The organism is Mesorhizobium sp. Cs1299R1N1 (assembly GCF_037179655.1).
Taxonomy (GTDB): Bacteria; Pseudomonadota; Alphaproteobacteria; order Rhizobiales; family Rhizobiaceae; genus Mesorhizobium; species Mesorhizobium salmacidum.
Map to the genome: position 1 here is coordinate 127,714 of NZ_JAPYKR010000013.1, position 19,083 is coordinate 146,796.

Annotated in this window: 20 protein-coding genes; 10 read left to right on the plus strand and 10 right to left on the minus strand. The window is 63.6% G+C overall.

Annotation, left to right across the window (positions count from 1 at the left end):
* Positions 1-125: 125 nt before the first annotated feature.
* Positions 126-1,013, plus strand: a complete 888-nt coding sequence (locus tag O7A70_RS26165) for a DMT family transporter (protein ID WP_337142953.1) — start codon at positions 126-128, stop codon at positions 1,011-1,013.
* A gap of 53 nt (positions 1,014-1,066) precedes the next feature.
* The gene (locus O7A70_RS26170; protein WP_337142954.1) at positions 1,067-1,975 is read left to right on the plus strand and encodes a DMT family transporter; all 909 of its coding nucleotides are present in this window, start codon (positions 1,067-1,069) and stop codon (positions 1,973-1,975) included.
* A gap of 24 nt (positions 1,976-1,999) precedes the next feature.
* On the opposite strand, the gene O7A70_RS26175 is transcribed toward O7A70_RS26170, so the two are convergent.
* Together O7A70_RS26175 and O7A70_RS26180 are read right to left on the minus strand one after the other, a co-directional pair.
* Complete coding sequence (locus O7A70_RS26175) at positions 2,000-2,293, minus strand: hypothetical protein (protein WP_337142955.1); 294 nt, start codon at positions 2,291-2,293, stop codon at positions 2,000-2,002.
* The gene (locus tag O7A70_RS26180; RefSeq protein ID WP_337142956.1) at positions 2,259-3,122 is read right to left on the minus strand and encodes a LysR substrate-binding domain-containing protein; all 864 of its coding nucleotides are present in this window, start codon (positions 3,120-3,122) and stop codon (positions 2,259-2,261) included. The genes O7A70_RS26175 and O7A70_RS26180 overlap by 35 nt, the downstream gene beginning before the upstream one ends.
* Positions 3,123-3,234: 112 nt before the next feature.
* Between O7A70_RS26180 and O7A70_RS26185 the strand changes: the two genes are divergently transcribed.
* The 4 genes from O7A70_RS26185 to O7A70_RS26200 all read left to right on the plus strand — a co-directional run bounded on the left by O7A70_RS26185 (position 3,235) and on the right by O7A70_RS26200 (position 7,645).
* Positions 3,235-3,642, plus strand: a complete 408-nt coding sequence (locus O7A70_RS26185; protein WP_337142957.1) for a tautomerase family protein — start codon at positions 3,235-3,237, stop codon at positions 3,640-3,642.
* Positions 3,643-3,745: 103 nt separating this feature from the next.
* Positions 3,746-5,968 carry an AMP-binding protein gene (locus tag O7A70_RS26190; protein ID WP_337142958.1) on the plus strand — a complete coding sequence of 741 codons (2,223 nt, stop codon included), beginning with the start codon at positions 3,746-3,748 and terminating at the stop codon, positions 5,966-5,968.
* Between the two features lie 204 nt (positions 5,969-6,172).
* Entirely contained in the window at positions 6,173-6,973 is an 801-nt protein-coding gene (locus O7A70_RS26195; RefSeq protein ID WP_337142959.1) for an SDR family oxidoreductase, read from the plus strand.
* A 78-nt stretch (positions 6,974-7,051) separates the two neighbouring features.
* Positions 7,052-7,645: a TetR/AcrR family transcriptional regulator gene (locus O7A70_RS26200; RefSeq protein WP_337142960.1), complete on the plus strand. Its 594-nt coding sequence runs from the start codon at positions 7,052-7,054 to the stop codon at positions 7,643-7,645.
* Here O7A70_RS26200 and O7A70_RS26205 read toward each other — a convergent pair.
* From O7A70_RS26205 to O7A70_RS26215, 3 genes are all read right to left on the minus strand, one after another.
* Positions 7,642-8,460, minus strand: a complete 819-nt coding sequence (locus tag O7A70_RS26205; RefSeq protein WP_337142961.1) for a CDP-alcohol phosphatidyltransferase family protein — start codon at positions 8,458-8,460, stop codon at positions 7,642-7,644. The genes O7A70_RS26200 and O7A70_RS26205 overlap by 4 nt on opposite strands.
* Positions 8,461-8,462: 2 nt before the next feature.
* The gene (locus tag O7A70_RS26210; RefSeq protein ID WP_337142962.1) at positions 8,463-9,161 is read right to left on the minus strand and encodes a phosphatidylserine decarboxylase; all 699 of its coding nucleotides are present in this window, start codon (positions 9,159-9,161) and stop codon (positions 8,463-8,465) included.
* A gap of 166 nt (positions 9,162-9,327) precedes the next feature.
* The gene (locus O7A70_RS26215) at positions 9,328-10,599 is read right to left on the minus strand and encodes a DMP19 family protein (protein WP_337142963.1); all 1,272 of its coding nucleotides are present in this window, start codon (positions 10,597-10,599) and stop codon (positions 9,328-9,330) included.
* Positions 10,600-10,839: 240 nt separating this feature from the next.
* Between O7A70_RS26215 and O7A70_RS26220 the strand changes: the two genes are divergently transcribed.
* The gene (locus O7A70_RS26220) at positions 10,840-11,706 is read left to right on the plus strand and encodes an SMP-30/gluconolactonase/LRE family protein (protein WP_337142964.1); all 867 of its coding nucleotides are present in this window, start codon (positions 10,840-10,842) and stop codon (positions 11,704-11,706) included.
* On the opposite strand, the gene O7A70_RS26225 is transcribed toward O7A70_RS26220, so the two are convergent.
* The 4 genes from O7A70_RS26225 to O7A70_RS26240 all read right to left on the minus strand — a co-directional run bounded on the left by O7A70_RS26225 (position 11,703) and on the right by O7A70_RS26240 (position 15,956).
* Positions 11,703-12,056: an antibiotic biosynthesis monooxygenase gene (locus tag O7A70_RS26225; protein ID WP_337142965.1), complete on the minus strand. Its 354-nt coding sequence runs from the start codon at positions 12,054-12,056 to the stop codon at positions 11,703-11,705. The genes O7A70_RS26220 and O7A70_RS26225 overlap by 4 nt on opposite strands.
* A 90-nt stretch (positions 12,057-12,146) precedes the next feature.
* Entirely contained in the window at positions 12,147-14,030 is a 1,884-nt protein-coding gene (locus tag O7A70_RS26230; RefSeq protein WP_337142966.1) for an ABCB family ABC transporter ATP-binding protein/permease, read from the minus strand.
* A gap of 25 nt (positions 14,031-14,055) precedes the next feature.
* The gene (locus O7A70_RS26235) at positions 14,056-14,349 is read right to left on the minus strand and encodes an ArsR/SmtB family transcription factor (protein WP_140506233.1); all 294 of its coding nucleotides are present in this window, start codon (positions 14,347-14,349) and stop codon (positions 14,056-14,058) included.
* A 131-nt stretch (positions 14,350-14,480) separates the two neighbouring features.
* Positions 14,481-15,956: a LysM peptidoglycan-binding domain-containing protein gene (locus tag O7A70_RS26240; protein WP_337142967.1), complete on the minus strand. Its 1,476-nt coding sequence runs from the start codon at positions 15,954-15,956 to the stop codon at positions 14,481-14,483.
* A gap of 126 nt (positions 15,957-16,082) precedes the next feature.
* Between O7A70_RS26240 and O7A70_RS26245 the strand changes: the two genes are divergently transcribed.
* Entirely contained in the window at positions 16,083-16,694 is a 612-nt protein-coding gene (locus O7A70_RS26245; protein WP_337142968.1) for a TIGR00730 family Rossman fold protein, read from the plus strand.
* A gap of 108 nt (positions 16,695-16,802) precedes the next feature.
* Here O7A70_RS26245 and O7A70_RS26250 read toward each other — a convergent pair whose 3' ends face one another.
* Positions 16,803-17,711 carry a LysR substrate-binding domain-containing protein gene (locus O7A70_RS26250; RefSeq protein ID WP_337142969.1) on the minus strand — a complete coding sequence of 303 codons (909 nt, stop codon included), beginning with the start codon at positions 17,709-17,711 and terminating at the stop codon, positions 16,803-16,805.
* 119 nt (positions 17,712-17,830) lie between these two features.
* On the opposite strand from O7A70_RS26250, the gene O7A70_RS26255 reads away from it, so the two are divergent.
* Both O7A70_RS26255 and O7A70_RS26260 read left to right on the plus strand, forming a co-directional pair.
* Positions 17,831-18,121: a muconolactone Delta-isomerase family protein gene (locus tag O7A70_RS26255; RefSeq protein WP_027144154.1), complete on the plus strand. Its 291-nt coding sequence runs from the start codon at positions 17,831-17,833 to the stop codon at positions 18,119-18,121.
* 159 nt (positions 18,122-18,280) lie between these two features.
* Positions 18,281-19,063 (plus strand): glucose 1-dehydrogenase, encoded by a 783-nt coding sequence (locus O7A70_RS26260; RefSeq protein WP_337142970.1) that lies wholly within the window; start codon positions 18,281-18,283, stop codon positions 19,061-19,063.
* Positions 19,064-19,083: the final 20 nt, after the last annotated feature.

The following is a 19,083-nucleotide window of genomic DNA, read 5'->3' on the forward strand; positions in this document are numbered from 1 at the left end:
CCTTCCCCTGCCCCAAACGCAAGCACTGCGCTGGAGCAGCGCCGTGCGGGATTTCGCCAGTATAGCTGGCAGGTGCGGAGCCGACAGGGGCTGGAGCCGCCTTCACTCAAGCAGGCGCACGCCTTATGGCCGATATCGCCATTCTCGATACACGCGAAAGGGTTCTCGCCGGCATCTTTTTGACCGGCGCCGCCTACTTGCTGTTTTCGACGCAGGATGCCTCGATCAAGCTGCTGGTTACCAGCATGACTGTCTGGCAGATCATATTCTTCCGCAGCATCACCATTCTCGGCGCCTGCGCGACAATAGGCGGGCGGCAGCTGTTCGCCGATACGGTGCGCTCGCCTATCGTGCGGCCGATGCTGGTTCGCAGTGCCTTCACGCTTGCCGCATGGCTTTGTTATTACAATGCGGCCCGCAGCCTGCAGCTCGCCGAACTGACCACCGTCTATTACGCGGCCCCGACCATCGTCACCGTGCTTTCGGTGGTCCTGCTCGGCGAAAAGGTGCCTGTCCTGCGCTGGCTGGCGGTTTTGATCGGCTTTGCCGGTGTCTTTGTCGCCTGCGATCCCGCCCATCTCGGCCTGTCGGTGCCCGTGTTGCTGGTGCTGACGGCTGCCTGCCTGTGGGGCATCGCCATCGTGCTCCTGCGCAAGACGGCACTTGCCGAGCGCTCGATGATCCAGCTCCTCCTCAACAATTTCTATTTCCTGGTGTTTTCGGCGGTGCCGGCTTTGTTGTGGTGGCATACGCCGGACCCGACGCAATTGCTGCTTCTTGCCAGCGTCGGTGCGCTCGGCGGCCTGGCGCAATATCTTCTCTTCGAAGGCATGAAGCGCTCGCCGGCATCGATCCTGGCGCCACTCGAATACACCTCACTGTTGTGGGCGTTCGCGCTCGGCTTCGCGATCTGGGGCGACGTGCCACGCCGCGAGGTTTTTCTGGGTGCTGCCCTTATCGTCGCCGCCGGCCTGCTGATCGTCGGCGGCGAGCATTTCCGCAAGCGGCTTTGATGTTCATTATTGCTGACGCTACGATGTCAGGGGGAGTGGCGTAGTCTTGCGGCATGACTGATGTGACAGCCACCACCGACATTGTCGCCGAGCGCACGCTGGGCGTCATTCTCGTGTCATCCTCGGCGGCTGTATTCGGGCTGACCGGTGTGCTGACCAAGTCGATCCATGCCGATCCGCTGACGATCACCTGCTGGCGCGGCTTTGTCGGCGCGATCCTGATCAGTCTCTACGTGCTGTGGCGCCGCCACCGTGCCGGCAATCGTGAGCCGCTGCGGCTCGGCTGGCGCGGCTGGCTGCTGGCGGTGGAAGGCGCGCTGGCCAGCATCGCCTTCATTTCGGCATTCAAGTTCACTTTCGTCGCCAATGTCGCGGTCATCTACGCGACTTCACCCTTCATTGCCGCCGTACTGGCCTGGATGCTGGTGCGCGAGCCATTCCGCCTGCAGACGATGGTGGCAGCGGCAGTGTCGCTGTGCGGGGTCGCCATCATGGTGTGGTCGGGTTTCGGCACCGGCAACCTGTTCGGCGACGGGCTGGCGCTGCTGATGACGGCCGGCAGCGCGCTCTACATGATCATGGTGCGCGCGTTCCGCGACACGCCGGTGGTGTGGGCCGGCGCGGTTTCGGCCTTCCTGTTGTTCATACTTGGCTGGTTCGTTGCCGATCCCCTGGCGGTCTCAGCAAGGGACGCGGTTCTGCTTGCCACATTCGGCGCGTCCTTCGCGCTGGCTTCCATCCTGTGGACGGAAGGCTCGCGGCTTATCCCGGCGCCTGAATCCGGCCTGCTCGGCTCGGCGGAAGTTCCGTTCGCGATCTTGTTTGCATTTCTGTTCCTGGCCGAAATACCGCCGCTGGCCAGCATGGTCGGCGGCGCGATCGTGCTCTGCGCGGTCTTTGCCCACGCCGGCCGCGACTGGCTGATGGCACGCTCCCGGCAAGCGTCGTCAAATATTTCTTAAAAAATTTCGGAAGTCACGGAACCATCACCGTGCTCGGACATTATGGCTGCGACGGGCCACCCCCCAAGTCCCCCCAAACCCCTCGGCCCGTCTCACTCCCAAGCCGACCGCAAGGTCGGCTTTTTCTTTGCAATAAACCGGCCCGACCGCAAGGTCGGCTTTTTCTTTGCAATAAACCGGCCCGACCGCAAGGTCGGCTTTTTCTTTGCAATAAACCGGCCCGACCGCAAGGTCGGCTTTTTCTTTGCCAACAGGCTGATGACGGAACGTGGTCTCGTTGAATTCAACCAGGCGATCCGGAGAGAGCCAGGTTGGCACCCAGCAACGCCGCCAGATCGCTCGCGGACACATCGGCGCCGGCGCGCAGCCGGATCGCGAACTCAGCCGTCGGCACCTGCGGCAGGCCAAGCTCGCGCGGTGCTTCGACAATGCCGGAATGGGCAAAGCGCGATGTTCGCAAGGTTAGCGCCACGCCCGCATTCACCGCGGTACGCAGGCCGGCCAGGCTGGCGCTGCCGGCGGCGATGCGGTAGCGGCGGCCGGCGGCATCGAGCGCGGCGAGTGCCGCCTCGCGAAACCCGCAATAGGGATCAAGCAGCGCCAGCGGCAATTCTTCCTGCCGCGAGGCCAGCCCCTTGCTCGAACACAGCCATATCATCGGCTCACGCAGGACCCCGACCTCGTCCGGTGCCGCCGTCTGGCGCATGACGATCGCCAGATCGAGGCTGCCGGCCTGCAGCGCCTGCGCCAGTTCGGCGGAGCGGCCGACACGCAGTTCGATCCTGACGCGCGGATGGCTGGAGGCGAAGGCACGCAGCAGGTCCGGCAGGCCGCTATCGGCGAAATCCTGTGTCGTGCCGATAGCGACACGCCCGGCAGCGCGTGCGCCTTTCAGCGCCAGCCACGCCTCGCGATGCACAGCGAGAATGCGCCTGGCATGGCCGACGAGGTCCTCGCCCGCCGGGGTCAGTCCGCGACCCCTGCCCTGCGGCGCCAGAAGCGGCTCGCCGACAATCTCTCCCAGACGTTGCATCTGGGCCGTTACCGCGGACGGTGAGCGGCCGACATTGGCCGCCGCCTGCGCCAGCGAACCGCTGTCGGCGAACGCAAGGAAGGTTCTGAGCAGGTCGGGATCGAGCGTTTCCATAATTCGACATTATCGAATCTTCAGTTGGAAACAATTCGATTTTTTTCATCCTAGAATGATGGCACGGTCTCTCCAACGGCGACCGACGCCGGTCAAACAAAGGAGAAGAAAAATGCCCATCATCAATGTCAGCGTCACCGGCAAGCCAGACGCCACCCTGTCCGCCGAGATCGCCAGGGAAATAACCGAGATCACCGCCGCGCATCTGCGCAAGGACCCGACGATCACCGCGGTGGCCGTGTCCTATCTCGATCCGCAGCACTGGTTCGCCGGCGGCAAGTCGCTCGCCGAGCACGGCACCAACACGTTCTGGCTCGACATCAAGGTGGTCGACGGCACCAATACCAAGCTCGAACTGGAAGCGTATCTCAAGGCGATCTTCGACGCCTTTGGCCGCCTGCTGGGCGGCGTGCACCAGGAAAGCTATGCTTTCGTGCACGAGGTTCCGGCAGCCGCCTACGGCTATGGCGGCAAGACGCAGGAGTTCCGTTTCATCAGCGGACGGCTGAAGCCGGCGTGAGGGCGCCCCTTCCGCATTGACCTTGCCCCGACTTCCGCTAGGCTCTGCTCCCGAAGCGGCCGTACAAGAGCCGCAATGACAAAATCGTTGGGAGAGACGCGGCATGGTCCTGACACTGGCGCTGCTTGCGGGTCTGGTTGTGGCCTGGCTGCTGATCGGCGTGATGGAGAAATTCCGCCTCGGCCTGCGCTTCACCCAGGCGCTGCTCTACGTGCCGTTCAAGCTCGCCTACCGGATCAGCGACAATCGCATCAGGCTCGCCCGCAGGGCGCAGGTGCCGGTCATCTATGTCATCTCGCACCAGTCGCGCTTCGAGCCGGCGCTGATGCTGTCGCTGTTGCCCGACGACACGCTGCATATACTCGACGAGGTTTCGGCGCGCTCGCCATGGCTCGAACCCTGGCGCGAACTCGGCCGCACCATTGCCTTCAACGCCGAACATGTCTTCGTCAGCCGCCGGCTGGTACGCGTGCTGAAGGGCAAGGGCCGGCTGGCCGTCTATCTGCCGGACGCGGTCGAGCCCGACGTCAAGACGTTTCGGCTGTTTCGCGCCGTTACCCGCATCGCTATGCAGGCCGACGCCCGCATCGTGCCGATCTTCGTCGCTGGCGCACGCAACCTGCCGGTCTCGCTGACGCCTAAGGACAAGGCACCCCGTCACTGGTTCCCAAGGCTGTCGATCAGTGTTCTGGAGCCGATGACGATCGCCGAACTGGTGGCGCGCAATCCGGACCAGGCCTCGAACACCAATGCGCTGTTCGACCGGGTTGCCGAAGCCCGGCTTTTCGGCACCGACCTCGACCGAGGCCTGTTCCTGGCCATGCGCGATGCCGCTGATCGTGTCGGCGCCTCGCACACCATCATCGAAGATGTCATCTCTGGGGCCCTGAGCTACCGCAAGATGTTCATCGGCGCCCGCGTGCTGGGCCGGCGCTTCGAGGCGGTGACGGCGCCGGGAGAGGCTGTTGGACTGATGCTGCCCAATGCCAACGGTGTCGTGCTGTCGTTCGTCGGCCTTCTCTCGGCGAGCCGGGTGGCGGCGATGATCAATTACACGGCCGGGCCGGCAAGCGTCACCGCAGCGGTGCGCACGGCCGTCATCCGCACCGTTGTCTCTTCGCGTGCTTTCGTCGAGAAGGCCGATCTCGCAGATATCGTCGCCGCGGTCGAAAAGGGCGGCGCCAGGTTGCTGTGGCTGGAAGATGTACACCAGAGCGTCACCGCGCTGGACAAGCTTGCAGCCGCCTTGCTGTGGCGCCTGCCGCTGCAGCGACAGGATGCGGCCAAGCCGGGCGTGATCCTGTTCACCTCGGGTTCGGAAGGCACGCCGAAGGCGGTCGTCCTGTCGCAGAAGAACCTTTTCGCCAATGCCATGCAGGCCGAGGCGCGGATCACCATCTCGCCGGCGGACATCCTGCTCAACGTGCTGCCGGTGTTCCATTCGTTCGGCCTGACGGGCGGCACCATCCTGCCGCTGGTCACAGGGGTGAAGCTGTTCCTCTATCCCTCGCCTCTCCACTACAAGATCATCCCCGAGATTGCGCGCAAGGTGAAACCGACCATCATGTTCGGCACCGATACGTTCCTCGCCAACTATGCCCGCACCGCCAAGGACGGAGATTTTTCCAGCCTGCGCTTCGTCGTCGCCGGCGCCGAGGCGGTGAAGCAGGATACTCGCCGCGTCTATCGCGAACGCTTCCAGGCCGAGATCATCGAAGGTTTCGGGCTTACCGAGGCGGCGCCCGTGGTTGCCGTCAACACCGCGATCCACGGCCGCGACGGCACGGTCGGGCGGCTGCTGCCGGCCATGCGCATGAAGCTGGAGCCGGTCGAAGGCATCGATGATGCCGGCCAGTTGTGGCTCGACGGGCCGAACATGATGATGGGCTACATGACCGCGGACCGACCCGGCGAGCTACAGCCGCTGACCGGCTGGCACGACACCGGCGACATCGTCGCCGTCGACCGCGAAGGTTTCATCACCATTCGCGGCCGCGCCAAGCGCTTCGCCAAGATCGCCGGCGAGATGGTGTCGCTGGGCGCGGTCGAGATGCTGGTGCAGTCGCTTTGGCCGGAAGAACGCCATGCGGCGGTAGCGGTGCCGGACAAGAGGCGCGGCGAGCGCATCGTGCTGGTCACCACCGCAGACGAGGCAAGCGCCGAGGAGCTGCGACAGTTCGGCAAAAAGGCCGGAGCGGCCGAACTGATGGTGCCAAACGACATCGTCAAGGTCGAAGAAATCCCGGTGCTCGGTTCGGGCAAGACCGATTATGTATCGACCAGGAAGCTGGCGATCGACCGGCTGGGGCTTGGCGTGGCGGCTTAGAGCCGTTCAGTGTTTGATACAATTGCTGAATAAAACTACTCTTTCGAGATCGCCCGACCCAGGATTGCGTCGTCGTGCCGCAGCGATTCAGATGGACAAATCGCAGGTGAGAGAGTATTCACTCACGATGGAAAGAGACGCTGCGCGTGCCTATTTCCAGCCAGCGCGACATGACACCTCCTTTGCACGGCAAGGAGATCCCGAATGGCAAAAATCCTCGTCACCGGCGGCACCGGACATCTCGGACGCGATCTCGTGCCGGCACTAAACGCCTCCGGACACGCCGTCAGGTTGCTGGCCAGGAAAGCCGGGCTAGACCGCTCCGTGGAATGGGCGCCCGGCGATCTCGCAACGGGCGAAGGCATCGATGAAGTCCTTGGCGGCATCGATACGGTCATTCATGCGGCGACGCTGTCGCCGATCGCCAGGCGCGGTATGCGGCCGATCGATTTCTTCTCCAGTCCGTCGGATGTCGACGTCGAGGGCACGCGGCGGCTGCTTGCCGCATCGCAACGCGCCGATGTCTCGCATTTCATTTTCGTGTCGATCGTCGGCCTCGACTTCAGCACCCTGCCCTATAGCCGCGTGAAGCTGGCCGGCGAGCAGCTTGTGCGGACGTCGCCACTTTCATGGTCGGTCATCCGCGCGACGCCATTCTTTTACCTTCTGGCGCAGATGCTGGCCGGGCTGCGATGGCTACCGGTCTGGCCGCTGCCGACCTCGCCATCAAATCCCGTCGATACGCGCGACGTCGCCAGCTATCTGGCCCAGGCTGTCAGCGATGGGGAACGCGGCGTCCGCCCGCAGATCGGCGGACCCGAGGTGATGCCGTTCTCGACATTCGCTCGACAGTACCGCGATGCGCTCGGGCTACGACGTCTCATTCTGCCGTTGCCAGTCAGCCGAAAGATAAGCCTTGGCCTGGGTCTGGTCGAAACCAGCGAGCGGCTGGGAGAAAGAAAATGGAAGGCATGGCTTTCCGAGCAGGGTGGAAGCGTGCGGTGAGCGAGCCTTGATTTCGCACCGGGATGGTATTGTCGAGCGCTAACCCCCGCCGCCAGGATCGGGTGAACAGGAATTGCCATGAAGCCGTCATCCGCAGGACGCGAGCGCATTCTACGCGAAGCCATCCGCCTGTTCGCCGAGCGCGGCTATGACCGGACCAGCGTTCCCGAAATTCAGGAGGCCGCCGGCCTGTCGCGTGGCTCGGGTGCGCTCTACAAGCACTTTCCCTCGAAGGAAGCGCTGCTTGCCGCGGCTATCGACCGGTTTGTTGGAGCGGCACAGGAGGGACGGGCCGAACTTGGCGAACAAGTGCTTCCTGCCGATCAGGGGGCGCGGCGGATCGTGGAGGGTATGCTGGAAAAACTCGGCGCGAATCGCGACATGCTCAGAATCCTGTGGCGCGATCTCGAGCACTTCCCGGAATTGAAAGCCTCGGCGCGTGGCGAGATCATGCAAAGCACCTACCACGCAGTCGCCGAATGGCTGCGGGAGCGCCAGCGCCAAGGCGAACTGCGCCCCCATGACAGCGACGCGGTCGCCGCCGTCATCGTCGGCAGCGTCGCCATGTTCCGCGTCTTCGAAGCGATCTGGACCGAGCGCTCGATCGAGGTCAGCGACGAACGCTTCGCGTCCGCCTGGACCGATTTGCTGATCCGGGGCCTGCGGCCCTAACCTATATCCGAAGGCGGCACCTTCTCGCCCTCCAGCTTGGCGCGCTTGGAGTAGGCGCGCACGGAAAACGGCAGGAAGATCAGGTAGCCCGCGACCGATGCCGTCAGCGTGTACCAAGGATAGGTCATCAGCAGGAGGACGTATAGGACGACGGCGAGGATGACCGGCAGCACCCTGTCGCCAGGGATCTTGACGTTCTTGCCGGAATAAACCGGCAACCGGCTGACCAGCAGGAAGGCGACCAGGATGGTGAAGCCGGTGGCGACGAAGGCGGCCGGCCGGCTGGGCTCAACCCCAAGGCGAAGGAAAGAGAGGTAGAGCGGCAGCATCACCAGCACGGCACCCGCCGGTGCCGGCACGCCGACGAAATATTCGGTCTGCCATATCGGGCGCTCGGCTTTCTCGTCGTCGAGCACGTTGAAACGCGCCAGCCGCAACCCGCAGGCGATCGCAAACAGCAGTGCCGCGATCCAGCCCGGCGAGCCGGCACGGTCGAGCAGGAAGGCATAGAGCACCAGTGCAGGCGCGACACCGAAATTGACGATGTCGGCCAGCGAATCCATCTGCGCGCCGAATTTGGAGGTCGCCTTGAGCATCCGCGCCAGGCGGCCGTCGATGCCGTCGAGGAAAGCAGCCAGCAGCACCATCACCACCGCCGGCTCGAAACGCCCCTCGAAGCCGAAGCGGATGCCAGACAGGCCGGCGCAGATCGCGAGCACGGTGACCAGGTTGGGCAACACCATGCGCATCGGGATCTCGCGGATGCGCGGACCGCCGCTGGCATGGGCTTCAAATTTTTTATACTGCGTGCCCACCGTCAGGAAATCCGCACGAGGGGCGTGCCGGCGACGCCGCCGAACTCGGCCAGCACGGTTTCGCCGCCGACCGCCGTCTGGCCAACGGCAACACGCGGCGTGGCGGCCAAAGGCAGGAATACGTCGACGCGCGAGCCGAAACGGATCAGGCCGAAACGCTCGCCGGTGCCGATCGAAGCACCGGCCTCGGTCCAGCAGACAATGCGGCGCGCCACCAGGCCGGCGATCTGGACTGCCGCCACCGTGCCGTTGGGGCTCTCGATGACAAGGCCGTTGCGCTCGTTTTCGGTGCTCGCCTTGTCCAGTTCGGCATTGAGGAACTTTCCGGGCCGATGTTCGATCTTGGCGATGCGGCCGCGAACCGGAGAGCGGTTCACGTGGCAGGAAAAGACGTTCATGAACACTGAGATGCGGGTCATCTCGACATTGCCGAGGCCAAGCTCGCGCGGTGGCACGGCCGGCCCGACCGCCGAGATGATGCCATCGGCGGGGCTCACCACCAGGCGGTCGTCGACAGGCGTGACGCGCTCGGGGTCGCGGAAGAAATAGACGCACCAGGCGGTCAGGATCAGGCCGATCCAGAACAGGATCGAGGAGAAATAGCCGAGGAAGAGCGTCGCCGCGCCAAAGGCCGCGATGAAGGGATAACCTTCGCGATGGATCGGTACGAACGCGTTCTTGACCGTGTCGACAAGGCTCATGGGGCGGTCCCTGTTTCAGGTCCGGCCTCAATAGCCGAAACACCCCCTGCCCGCAACGCGACAATGGGCGGCGCGGGTTTGTCTTTCCGCCGCGATGGCGAGGCGCGCTGGCCGTCGAGCAGAGCGGCACCGGCAAGGACGATCGCGCAGAGCCGCCACAAACAATCTATTCGCCAGCTGCTACCGTGAGGTCAAAATACTCCTCAAGCTCATTTCGATCAGCCTCTGCCAGACTTTCCTCGTTATCGCCGCGGAGCAGCACGCCACGCTCCGGATACGACTGGAAGAGAAAAGCGTGACCACCAGCCATCACCACCCAATTCACAACCGGCCCTTCCTCGCGCTGGGCAACGGAATTCGCCGATACGACAGCCTTCATCGGATCGAGCCCAATCTTTCGCAACAGGAGATCGACGGCAACCGGCGCGTGGTACTCCTCCGCCAGCTCAATCAATTTTGCGACCAATTGCCCGTCCACCTGCCCGAGCCTGCGGCCAACACGAGGCGCGCCGGCCGCTAATATATTCTCACCTGGGCGAGCAATCGACCGTGTTTCGGGAACTCCGCATTCATAAACAGCCGCATGGCTTTCCGTAGCCACGCACAGGCGAGGCTCATTCGCATTGGTCAGCAGTTGAAAAACCAGTTGCTTCTCGCCATCGACATCCAACATCCTGGCCATGCCAATCGATAACTTGACTTCGGGTGGCGCTGCATTGGCGCAAGCGAGACCTACGCCAACATGGCGCTTGCTGATCATCTGGCCGACAAGCTCGGCGACCGACCGGTGGAGAAGCCGAGATTCGCGACGGGGATTGGCCATTGCCAACTGAAGTATGGCTTCATCGCAGACCTCGTCTTCCACAACTCGAAGGTCGGGCCATGACACGATCCAGCGCGCCAGCAGGTCTTGCACCGGCGAAGCTTCGTCGGCGACGTAGAAGGCATCGTCAAGTGTATCGAGAAAATCGGAGCGGCCACCCTCGAAGCCAGTCTGTTCCTCGGCCTCGTCAGGGTGTTCGGAGACCCAGGTGGACATCTTTTCAAGCGTCGCCAACTGCCCTTTTGCTCCAATGGCCGTGAGACCGGCACGAGCGTTTGCAACCATAGTGTCGAACGCCCCGCCGGCATTATGAATGAATTGACTATGGCCACCGTTCGCTATCTCCGCCGAATACAAATCAGCATGGGAGACCTGCATCGCCTTCGGGTTGAGCTCCGATTTGCGGTAGAGCCCCTCGGAAACAATGCTGTGGATGAATTTCTGGACAGCAAAAACGATTTCAAAAGGCTTTTCGTTCGCCTGATCCACAGTCGACCGAGGCACGATCACCGGCAACAAGGACTCGGCTCGCGATGCATGCGCCGCAGCGGGAGATTGAACTCCTGAGGGAGTTTTGGGACTTCTCTTGGATTTTCGCGAGAAGAAGCCAAACATCCAAAAATTTTCCTAGGTGCCAAGAGTAGTTTTCAGTGAACTATTGTGATGAATCAATATCAGCAGCACAAGGGATAATGGACCTAAAGCCTGATCCATCGCACTTCGCCATAGAAAGTGAGTGGGCGGCATTCCGGTGCATAAAAATTGCCGTGGTCATGTCGGGACATTCGTCCCTTACCCGTCCTTGGGAGGCGGCAACGTCCGGTACGACTGTCGCGCAACAAGGAGTCTCCCGCCATGCAGAACCAATCTCCTCCCCCAGCGCGTGTCGTGGTTGACGGTCTCGCCTTCGGCGAATCGCCGCGTTGGCATGACGGACGCCTTTGGGTCTGCAACTGGGGCACCGGCGAGATCATTGCCGTCGATGCGCACGGCAACAGCGAGGTCATGCTCAGGGTTCCGGCTGTCCTGCCCTACTCCATCGACTGGCTGCCGGATGGTCGTCTGCTGGTTGTCTCAGGCCGCGAGGGCCTGCTGTTGCGGCAGGAAGCCGATGGCTCGCTCGTCACTCATGCGGATCTGCGCGGCCTGTCGAAAAGCCCGTGGAACGAGATCGTCGTCGATGGGCGGGGCAACATCTATGTCAATGGCGGCGGGCCGGCTCCTGCGGCGGGCCAGCATTTCGGCCCCGGCACCATCGTCTTGGTCACACGGGATGGAAAGGTCAGGCAAGTGGCGGACGCTATCGCCTTCGCCAACGGCATGGCGATGACCCCTGACAACAAGACGCTGATCATCGCCGAATCCCATGCCAACAGGCTGACCGCTTTCGACACCGCCGCCGACGGCTCCTTGTCCAACCGACGCATCTGGGCCGATCTCGACGGATATCCCGACGGCATCTGCCTCGATGCCGAAGGGGCGGTCTGGTATGCCGACGTTCCCAACAAGCACTGCGTGCGGGTGCGCGAAGGCGGTGACGTCTTGCAGACCGTTACCGCCGATCGCGGCTGTTTTGCCTGCATGCTGGGCGGTGCGGACAGGAAAACGCTGTTCATCACCGCTGCCGAGTGGCGCGGCTTCGAGCATATGGCAAGCGACGCCCGCACCGGCCAGGTGCTCGGCATCGAAGCGCCGGCACCGGGCGTGGGCTGGCCCGGCTAGAGTCCAGGCACGCGCTGATAGTTGGCGATATCAGCCCGAACTCCGAGCCGGGCGATCGTCTCCTGCGGGTTGAAGGCTATGCGCTCGTGCGCCGCCTTGACGATCGGCACCACTTTGTCGACGGCAGCCTGGCTTTCCCATTCGACGATGGTGACGAGGTTGAACTCGCCCGGTCCGGAGAATTGCTCAAGCAGGAAGTCCTGGACGAAGCCTTGCTGCAGACGCAGCAACTCATGCGTCATCTTCACCTTTGCGAGGATCTCGTCGCGGGCATTAGCGGGTACGACGAACTTGTCGACCCTGAACACGCTGCCGCCATTAACGTTTTGATTCGTAAAGCTGATATCCATTTGATTCCGTCCTCGAGGATGCTGTCTTTCGGCTCTCGGGCGACGGTCTACAATCTCAACTTAGGTTGAGGTCAAGTGGCTTTTTATGAGCTACGACATCTCCGACGTGCGCCTGCGCACGACGACACCCAGTTCGTCGCTTTCGCGGGCAATGCGCAGCCGCTCCTCGGCTTCGGTCGCCTCGCGCTGGCGGTCCCACATCGAGGCGTAGAGGCCGTGCTTTCGCATCAGCTCGACATGGGTGCCGCGCTCGGCGATCTGGCCATCCTTGAGCACGATGATCTCGTCGGCCGAAATCACGGTCGACAGGCGGTGGGCGATGACGATGGTGGTGCGGCCCTTGCTGACCAGGTCGAGCGCGGCCTGGATCTCCTGCTCGGTGTGGCTGTCGAGCGCCGAAGTGGCTTCGTCGAGCATCAGGATCGGCGGGGCCTTCAGGATGGTGCGGGCGATCGCCACGCGTTGCTTCTCGCCACCGGAAAGCTTCAGCCCGCGCTCGCCGACCATCGACTTGTAGCCGTCGGGCAGCTTCTCGATGAACGGTCCGATCTGGGCGAGTTCGGCGGCCTTGCGCACCTCCTCCTCGCCGGCGCTGACACGGCCGTAGCGGATGTTGTAGGCGATGGTGTCGTTGAACAGCACCGTGTCCTGCGGCACCATGCCGAGCACCGCGCGCAGGCTGTCCTGCGTCACGTCCTTGATATCCTGGCCGTCGATCAACACCTGGCCACCCTGTACGTCATAGAAACGGAACAGCAGCCGCGAGATGGTCGACTTGCCCGCGCCCGACGGCCCGACAATGGCAACCGTCTTGCCGGCCGGCACTTCGAAGGAGACGCCTTTCAGGATCTTGCGGTTCGGATCATAGGAAAAGTGGACGTCGCGGAACTCGACCTTGCCGGCGCTGACGGCCAGCGGCTCGGCGTTGGGCTTGTCGACGATCTCCTGCGGCACGTCGAGCAGGTCGAACATGTGCTCGATGTCGGTCAACCCTTGCCGGATTTCGCGGTAGATGAAGCCGATGAAGTTGAGCGGCACCGAAAGCTGCACCAGCATGGCATTGATGAAAACGAAATCGCCGACGCTCTGGGTGCCGGCCTGCACCTCCAGCGCCGACATGCACATGACGACCACGGTGCCGACGCCGAAGATGAAGCCCTGGCCAAAGTTCAGCCAGCCGAGCGAGGTCCAGGTCTTGGTGGCGGCGATCTCGTAACGAGCCATCGAGCGGTCGAAGCGCTCGGCCTCCATGCGCTCATTGGTGAAATATTTGACCGTCTCGAAATTGAGCAGCGAGTCGATCGCCTTGGTGTTGGCGTCGGTGTCGCTGTCGTTCATATCGCGGCGGATCGAGATGCGCCAGTCGCTCGCCTTGACGGTGAACCAGACGTAGACGCAGACGGTGATCGCCACGACGGCCACATATTTCCAGCCATAGGTGAAGCCGAATATGCCGGCGGTCAGCGCGAATTCGAGGATCGTCGGCGCCGTGTTGAGCATGATGAAGCGCACGATCGTCTCGATGCCCTTGGTGCCGCGCTCGATGATGCGCGACAGGCCGCCGGTGCGGCGCTCCAGGTGGAAGCGCAACGACAGCTGATGCATGTGCACGAAGGTGCGGAAGGCAAGCTGACGCACCGCATGCTGGCCGACACGGGCAAACAGCGCATCGCGCAGTTGGTTGAAGCCGAGTTGGACGAGCCTCAGCACATTATAGGCAACGACCAGCATCACCGGGGCGAGCATGAACGACGGCAGCGGCGGTGGTGTTTTGAAGCCGCCCGCCAGCGCATCGGTTGCCCATTTGAAGAAATAGGGACCGGCGACCAGCGTCACCTTGGCCACGACCAGCAGCAGCGTCGCCCAGGTCACCCGTGCCCTGAGGTCGGCGCGGTCGGCTGGCCACATATAGGGCCATAGATTGCGCAATGTCGTGAGTGTCGAGGTGTCGGCGGAGACGGTTTTTTCGGCCACTTTTCTTGCCTTTTGGGTGAGAGGGTCAGCGGCCGGAGCAGCAGGAATTGATGAGTGCGCCCAGCGATGCCGATACGTCGGCAAGTGCCGCGCGATCGACCGCATAGCGCGATCGTTGACGGTCGGGCTCGAACCGGACCAAGCCGGCCTCGACCAAGATTTTCAGATGCTGTGAGATGGTCGACTGCGCCAGATCGAAATGATCGACGACCTCACGGCAGCAGCAGGAATTGCTGGCGGACAGATGCTTCAGTATCTCGATCCGGGCCGGATGCGAAAGCGCTGCGAACCGGGCCGCGACAGCGCGACTGTCCGGCATGCGGCCGGACGGTGCCGAGACGGCGTGGTCTGGTATGGGGAAGCACTCTGTCATCGTTCATCGGCGATAGACGATGAACGATGACAGGGCAAGCTAGGCCGATGGGTAGATCGCCGGAATTGCCGGTCTCCCTACTCCGTCTTCGTCGCGGTGGTCGCCTGTTCACCCATCGCCTTGAAGTCGGCGGCTTCGCCTTCCTTCGACTTTTCCGGGACTTTGAACACCTGCCCCGGCCAGATGCGGTTCGGATTCCTGATCTGGTCCTGGTTGGCGAGGTATATGGTGGAGTAGCGCGTGCCGTGACCATATACCCGCCGTGAAATCCGCCACAGTGTATCGTTGCGACGGATGATGACCGCGCCATCGGCATGTTCGAGCTTGGGCGACACGATTTCGGGCACTTCGCTTGGCGGCGTGGCTGCCGCGACGACGGCCGGAGCCTCGGTGGCCGGTGCGGTCTCCGCTGGAGCAGCGGCGGCAACAGCAGGCGCCGGAGCGGCTGGTGCTTCCGCAGCAGGTGCAGCGGGCTTGGTCGCGGCGGGGGCAACAGCTGCGACCGCCTCGCCCGGCTCGCGCTCGAAGGGCACGGCGGCGCGAGCCACCACCTTCACGCCATCGGTATCGAGGCCGTCGACATGAATGGTATAGTTGCCGACCGGAATGTCGCGCGTCGCCTCGACCAGGAAATGGCCGTCCGACGAGGTCTGTGCGTCGCCGAGCAGAATGTCGTTGGCGTAGGCGCGCACCTTGCGGCCCGGATCGGCCAGACCGGCGACAAAGATCTTGTTGCCTTCGATCTCGACCGCCTCGACGACGATCTTGGGCTCGGCCACAGCCGCCGCGGGCGCGGCCGGTGCCGCCGGATCGGGTTTTGCTTCAACCACGGCTGGCGCAGTCGCCCCCGGCGCGGCGGTCGCTGGAGCGACCGTCGCGGGCGCTTCAGCAGCCGGAGCGGCGGCCTGGTCGCCGGTTGCCGGCGCAGGCTTTGTCTCGGGCGCCGGGACCGTCAGCAGTTCGGCCGGCTTGCCTGGCTCCTCGACCATGGCCAGCACCTGGCCAGCCGCATTCGCGGGCACCGATACCACGGCGGTCTGCGTCGAGGCGGTCACGACCGTGCCGACCGTCGAACGCAAGGCGATTGTATAGTCGCCGGGCTTCAGCGGATCATCGAGCACGATGACAAAGGCGCCATCGGGGCCAGCCACCGTCGAGCCGATCACCATCGTGCCGTTGAGGATTTCGACCTTCGAGTTGGGCGCCGCGTTGCCGGCAATGACGATCGAGCCGTTGCCCTCAACGCGAACGACGTCGAAAGTCGGTGCGATCGGACCCGCCGTCGCGGGCGCCGCAGGCGCCGCCGCATCGGTTGCGGGTGCTGCCGGAGCTGTCGCCTGGGGTGCTGTGGCCGGAGCGGCCGGCACCGCCGGAGCCGGCAGGCGCCCTTCCGTGGCCGGCTTCGGCGCCGCGGGCGGCGTCAAGGCCGCGACTTCCGCCGGCGGCGTTGGATGAAGATACGGGTCGAGCGCGCCCGATACATAGGCGGTTCCCGCGGCCGCGACGGTCCCACCCGCCGCGAACAGGAACGCCTTCAGTCGATTGATTGCCATATTTCCCTACCCCTTAGCCACCTAACGCCGGTCTAGCGTGTTTTGCCATGACCGACAAGAAAAAGCCCGGCCTTCTCAGCCCTTGGGGCTTGACCGCGCTTTCAGACCCAATCACCAATCATCCGCATGAACACGATTCGATCCGTCTGCGTCTATTGCGGCTCGTCTCCGGGCCGCGACGAAATCTATGCCAAGGCCGGTCACCTGCTTGGACGCTCAATTGCCAAGGCAGGACTGCGGCTGGTCTATGGCGGCGGCACCAAAGGCATCATGGGCGCCGTCGCCGAAGGCGCACTCAAGGCCGGCGGCAAGGTGACGGGCATCATTCCGCGCTTCCTCATCAACAAGGAAGCAACCGAAACCGCGCTTGACCGGCTCGACGAGTTGTTGATCACCGACAACATGCACGAGCGCAAACATAAGATGTTCGAGAAATCCGACGCCTTTGTGGCGCTGCCTGGCGGCATCGGCACAGTCGAGGAGATCGTCGAGATCATGACCTGGGCGCAACTTGGCCATCACCGCAAGCCGATCGTCTTCGGCAATGTGAACGGATTCTGGGATCCGATGTCGGCGTTGCTTGACCACATGGCGGCGGAAGGCTTCATTCATACCGCGCAGCGTGTGAAGCCGCTGGTCGTCAACGATCCCGAGGCTATCGTCGCCGCCATCATGGTGGCCGGGTCCTCGGTCGATGCACCGACGGAAGGCGTCCAGTCGGTGATCGACAAGATGTAGAGTCACGGGAGTGGGGCAGTAGGTTTGCAGTCTCCGGAGTGTACACTTTCCCCTACTCCCCTACTCCCCTACTCCCCTACTCCCCTACTCCCCTACTCCCCTACTCCCCTACTCCCCTACTCCCCTACTCCCCTCCCTCAGGGCAGCCTCCCGCAGATCAGTGATCACCACGCGCCGGTCCTGCCGCCGCCAGGCGAGGTGGATGGAAACCATGCGCCCGAACCATGGCATGTCGCGGAACAGGATCGAGGGCGGCGCGGCGGTGCGCAGGCTTGCCTGCACGGTGGCGAGACCGAGGCCGGCGCTCACAAGCCCGAGTGAGGTCAGCGGGTCCGCCGTCTCGTAAGCGATGTCGGGCGTAAAGCCAGCCTCTGCGCAAGCGGCCAGGAACTGGCCACGATTGGTGTCGTCGGGCTGGCGCACCACGGTGATCCAGACGCGGCCGTCGAGATGATGCGGCTGGATATCAGCCACATCGGCGAGCGGGTCGTCTTCGGGAATGGCCAGCACCAGCGGCTCGTGGCGCAGCGGCGTGCTGGCGATGTCAGGATCCTCGGCCGCAGCGGGGGCATACACCAAACCAAGATCCAGCGACCGTTGCCGAAGCCCCTCCATCTGCGCCGCCGAGCGCATGCTTCTCAACTGCAGATGAAAATCCGGCCGGTCGCGGCGGAACTGGCGCAGCATGCCGGCGACAAGCCCGGCATGGACCGCCCCCTCGACATAGCCGATGGCAAGACGCCCAATCGAACCGCTGGCCAGATTGCGGCCAAGTTCCTCCAGCCGGCGCGCATTCGACAGCAAGGCACGGGCTTCGGTCAGGAAGGCGCGGCCCTCGGCATTGAGATGAACGCGCTGCTTTGCCCGCTCGAACAGGGGGACACCAAGCTGTTGCTCCAGCTGCATGATCTGCCGGCTGAGCGGCGATTGCGAGATATGCAGCAGTTCGGCGGCTCGACCGACATTGCCGGTTTCGGCGACGGCGACGAAATATCTGATCTGGCGAAGGTCGAACACTTTTAGCTCCTCGAAAGCCAAGTCCTCTCAGGTCTCAACTTTAGCCTAATCAGTCTTGGACAGTCTGACCATCCGGCGCGATATCTCCTGTCATCAACCGCTGACAACAGGAGACCGAAATGCAGTTCCTTGCCCTTCTCACCCGCAACACGGAAAAGTTCGCCGACGCCGACTTCGCACCCCTTCTGCCTGGCGAGGCAGAGCAGCGCCGCACCCTCTATGCCGAAGGCGCGGTGCGCCAGATCTGGAATCGCGGTGACATTCCCGGCAGCGGCATGATGTTCGAAGCCGGCAGCGATGCCGATGTCCGCGGCCATCTCGCCACCTTGCCGCTGGTCAAGGCCGGCATGATGGACATTGCCGCGATCGTGCCGCTCAACCCCTATCCGGGGTTTGGGCCGAAACGCTGAGGCTGACGGCCGCGACAACCGAGGCCGTCAGCCAGGCGCCAGGGCGACAAAGCTCCTTGCATCTCGTCAAGCCACGCGGCACGCTGGTGCTGCCGCTCGCCGAGGTCAGACGAGCCTTCGCGCTGGCGGCGATAAATCGCAATCGATGAAGGTGCAAAATTGCATTCGACTGACTATCTCGGCCGCCTGTTCGGCCTCGAGGGCAAGCATGCCTTCATCACCGGCGCCAGCCGCGGCCTGGGCCTGGCCTTCGCCGAGGCGCTTGCGAGCGCGGGCGCTCGCGTCACGATCGGCGGCCGCAAGGCCGACGATCTGACAGCGGCCGGAGACAGGCTGCGCGCCGCGGGCCATTCGATCGCTGAAGCGGTGATCGACGTGACCGACACCCAGTCGGTCGACAGCGCGATCGCGGCGGCGGAAACCGGCACCGCACCGATCGACATCCTGGTCAACAATGCCGGCATCCAGCGACGGGCGCCGCTGGAGACCTTTAGCGACGCCGACTGGGACGCGCTGATGGCCACCAACCTGGACGGCGTGTTCAAGGTGAGCCGAGCCGTCGTAAAGGGCATGATCGCCCGCCAAAGGGGAGCGATCATCAATGTCTCCTCGGTGCAGAGCGTGCTCGCGCGCCCCTCGATCGCGCCTTACGCGGCAAGCAAAGGCGCCATCACCATGCTGACCAAGTCGATGGCCGGCGAATGGGGCCAGCACGGTGTGCGCGTCAACGCCATCGCGCCGGGCTATTTCATGACCGAGCTCAACTCCGCGCTGGTCGCTGACGAGACATTCTCCGCCTGGCTGACCGGCCGCACACCGATGCGGCGCTGGGGCGAAGTGAGGGAACTCGCGGGGGCCGCCGTATTCCTGGCATCCGACGCCGCCAGCTTCGTGAGCGGACAGACGCTGCTGGTGGATGGCGGGATCACCAGCGTCCTGTAGGCGGCACGCCGTCACGAAAC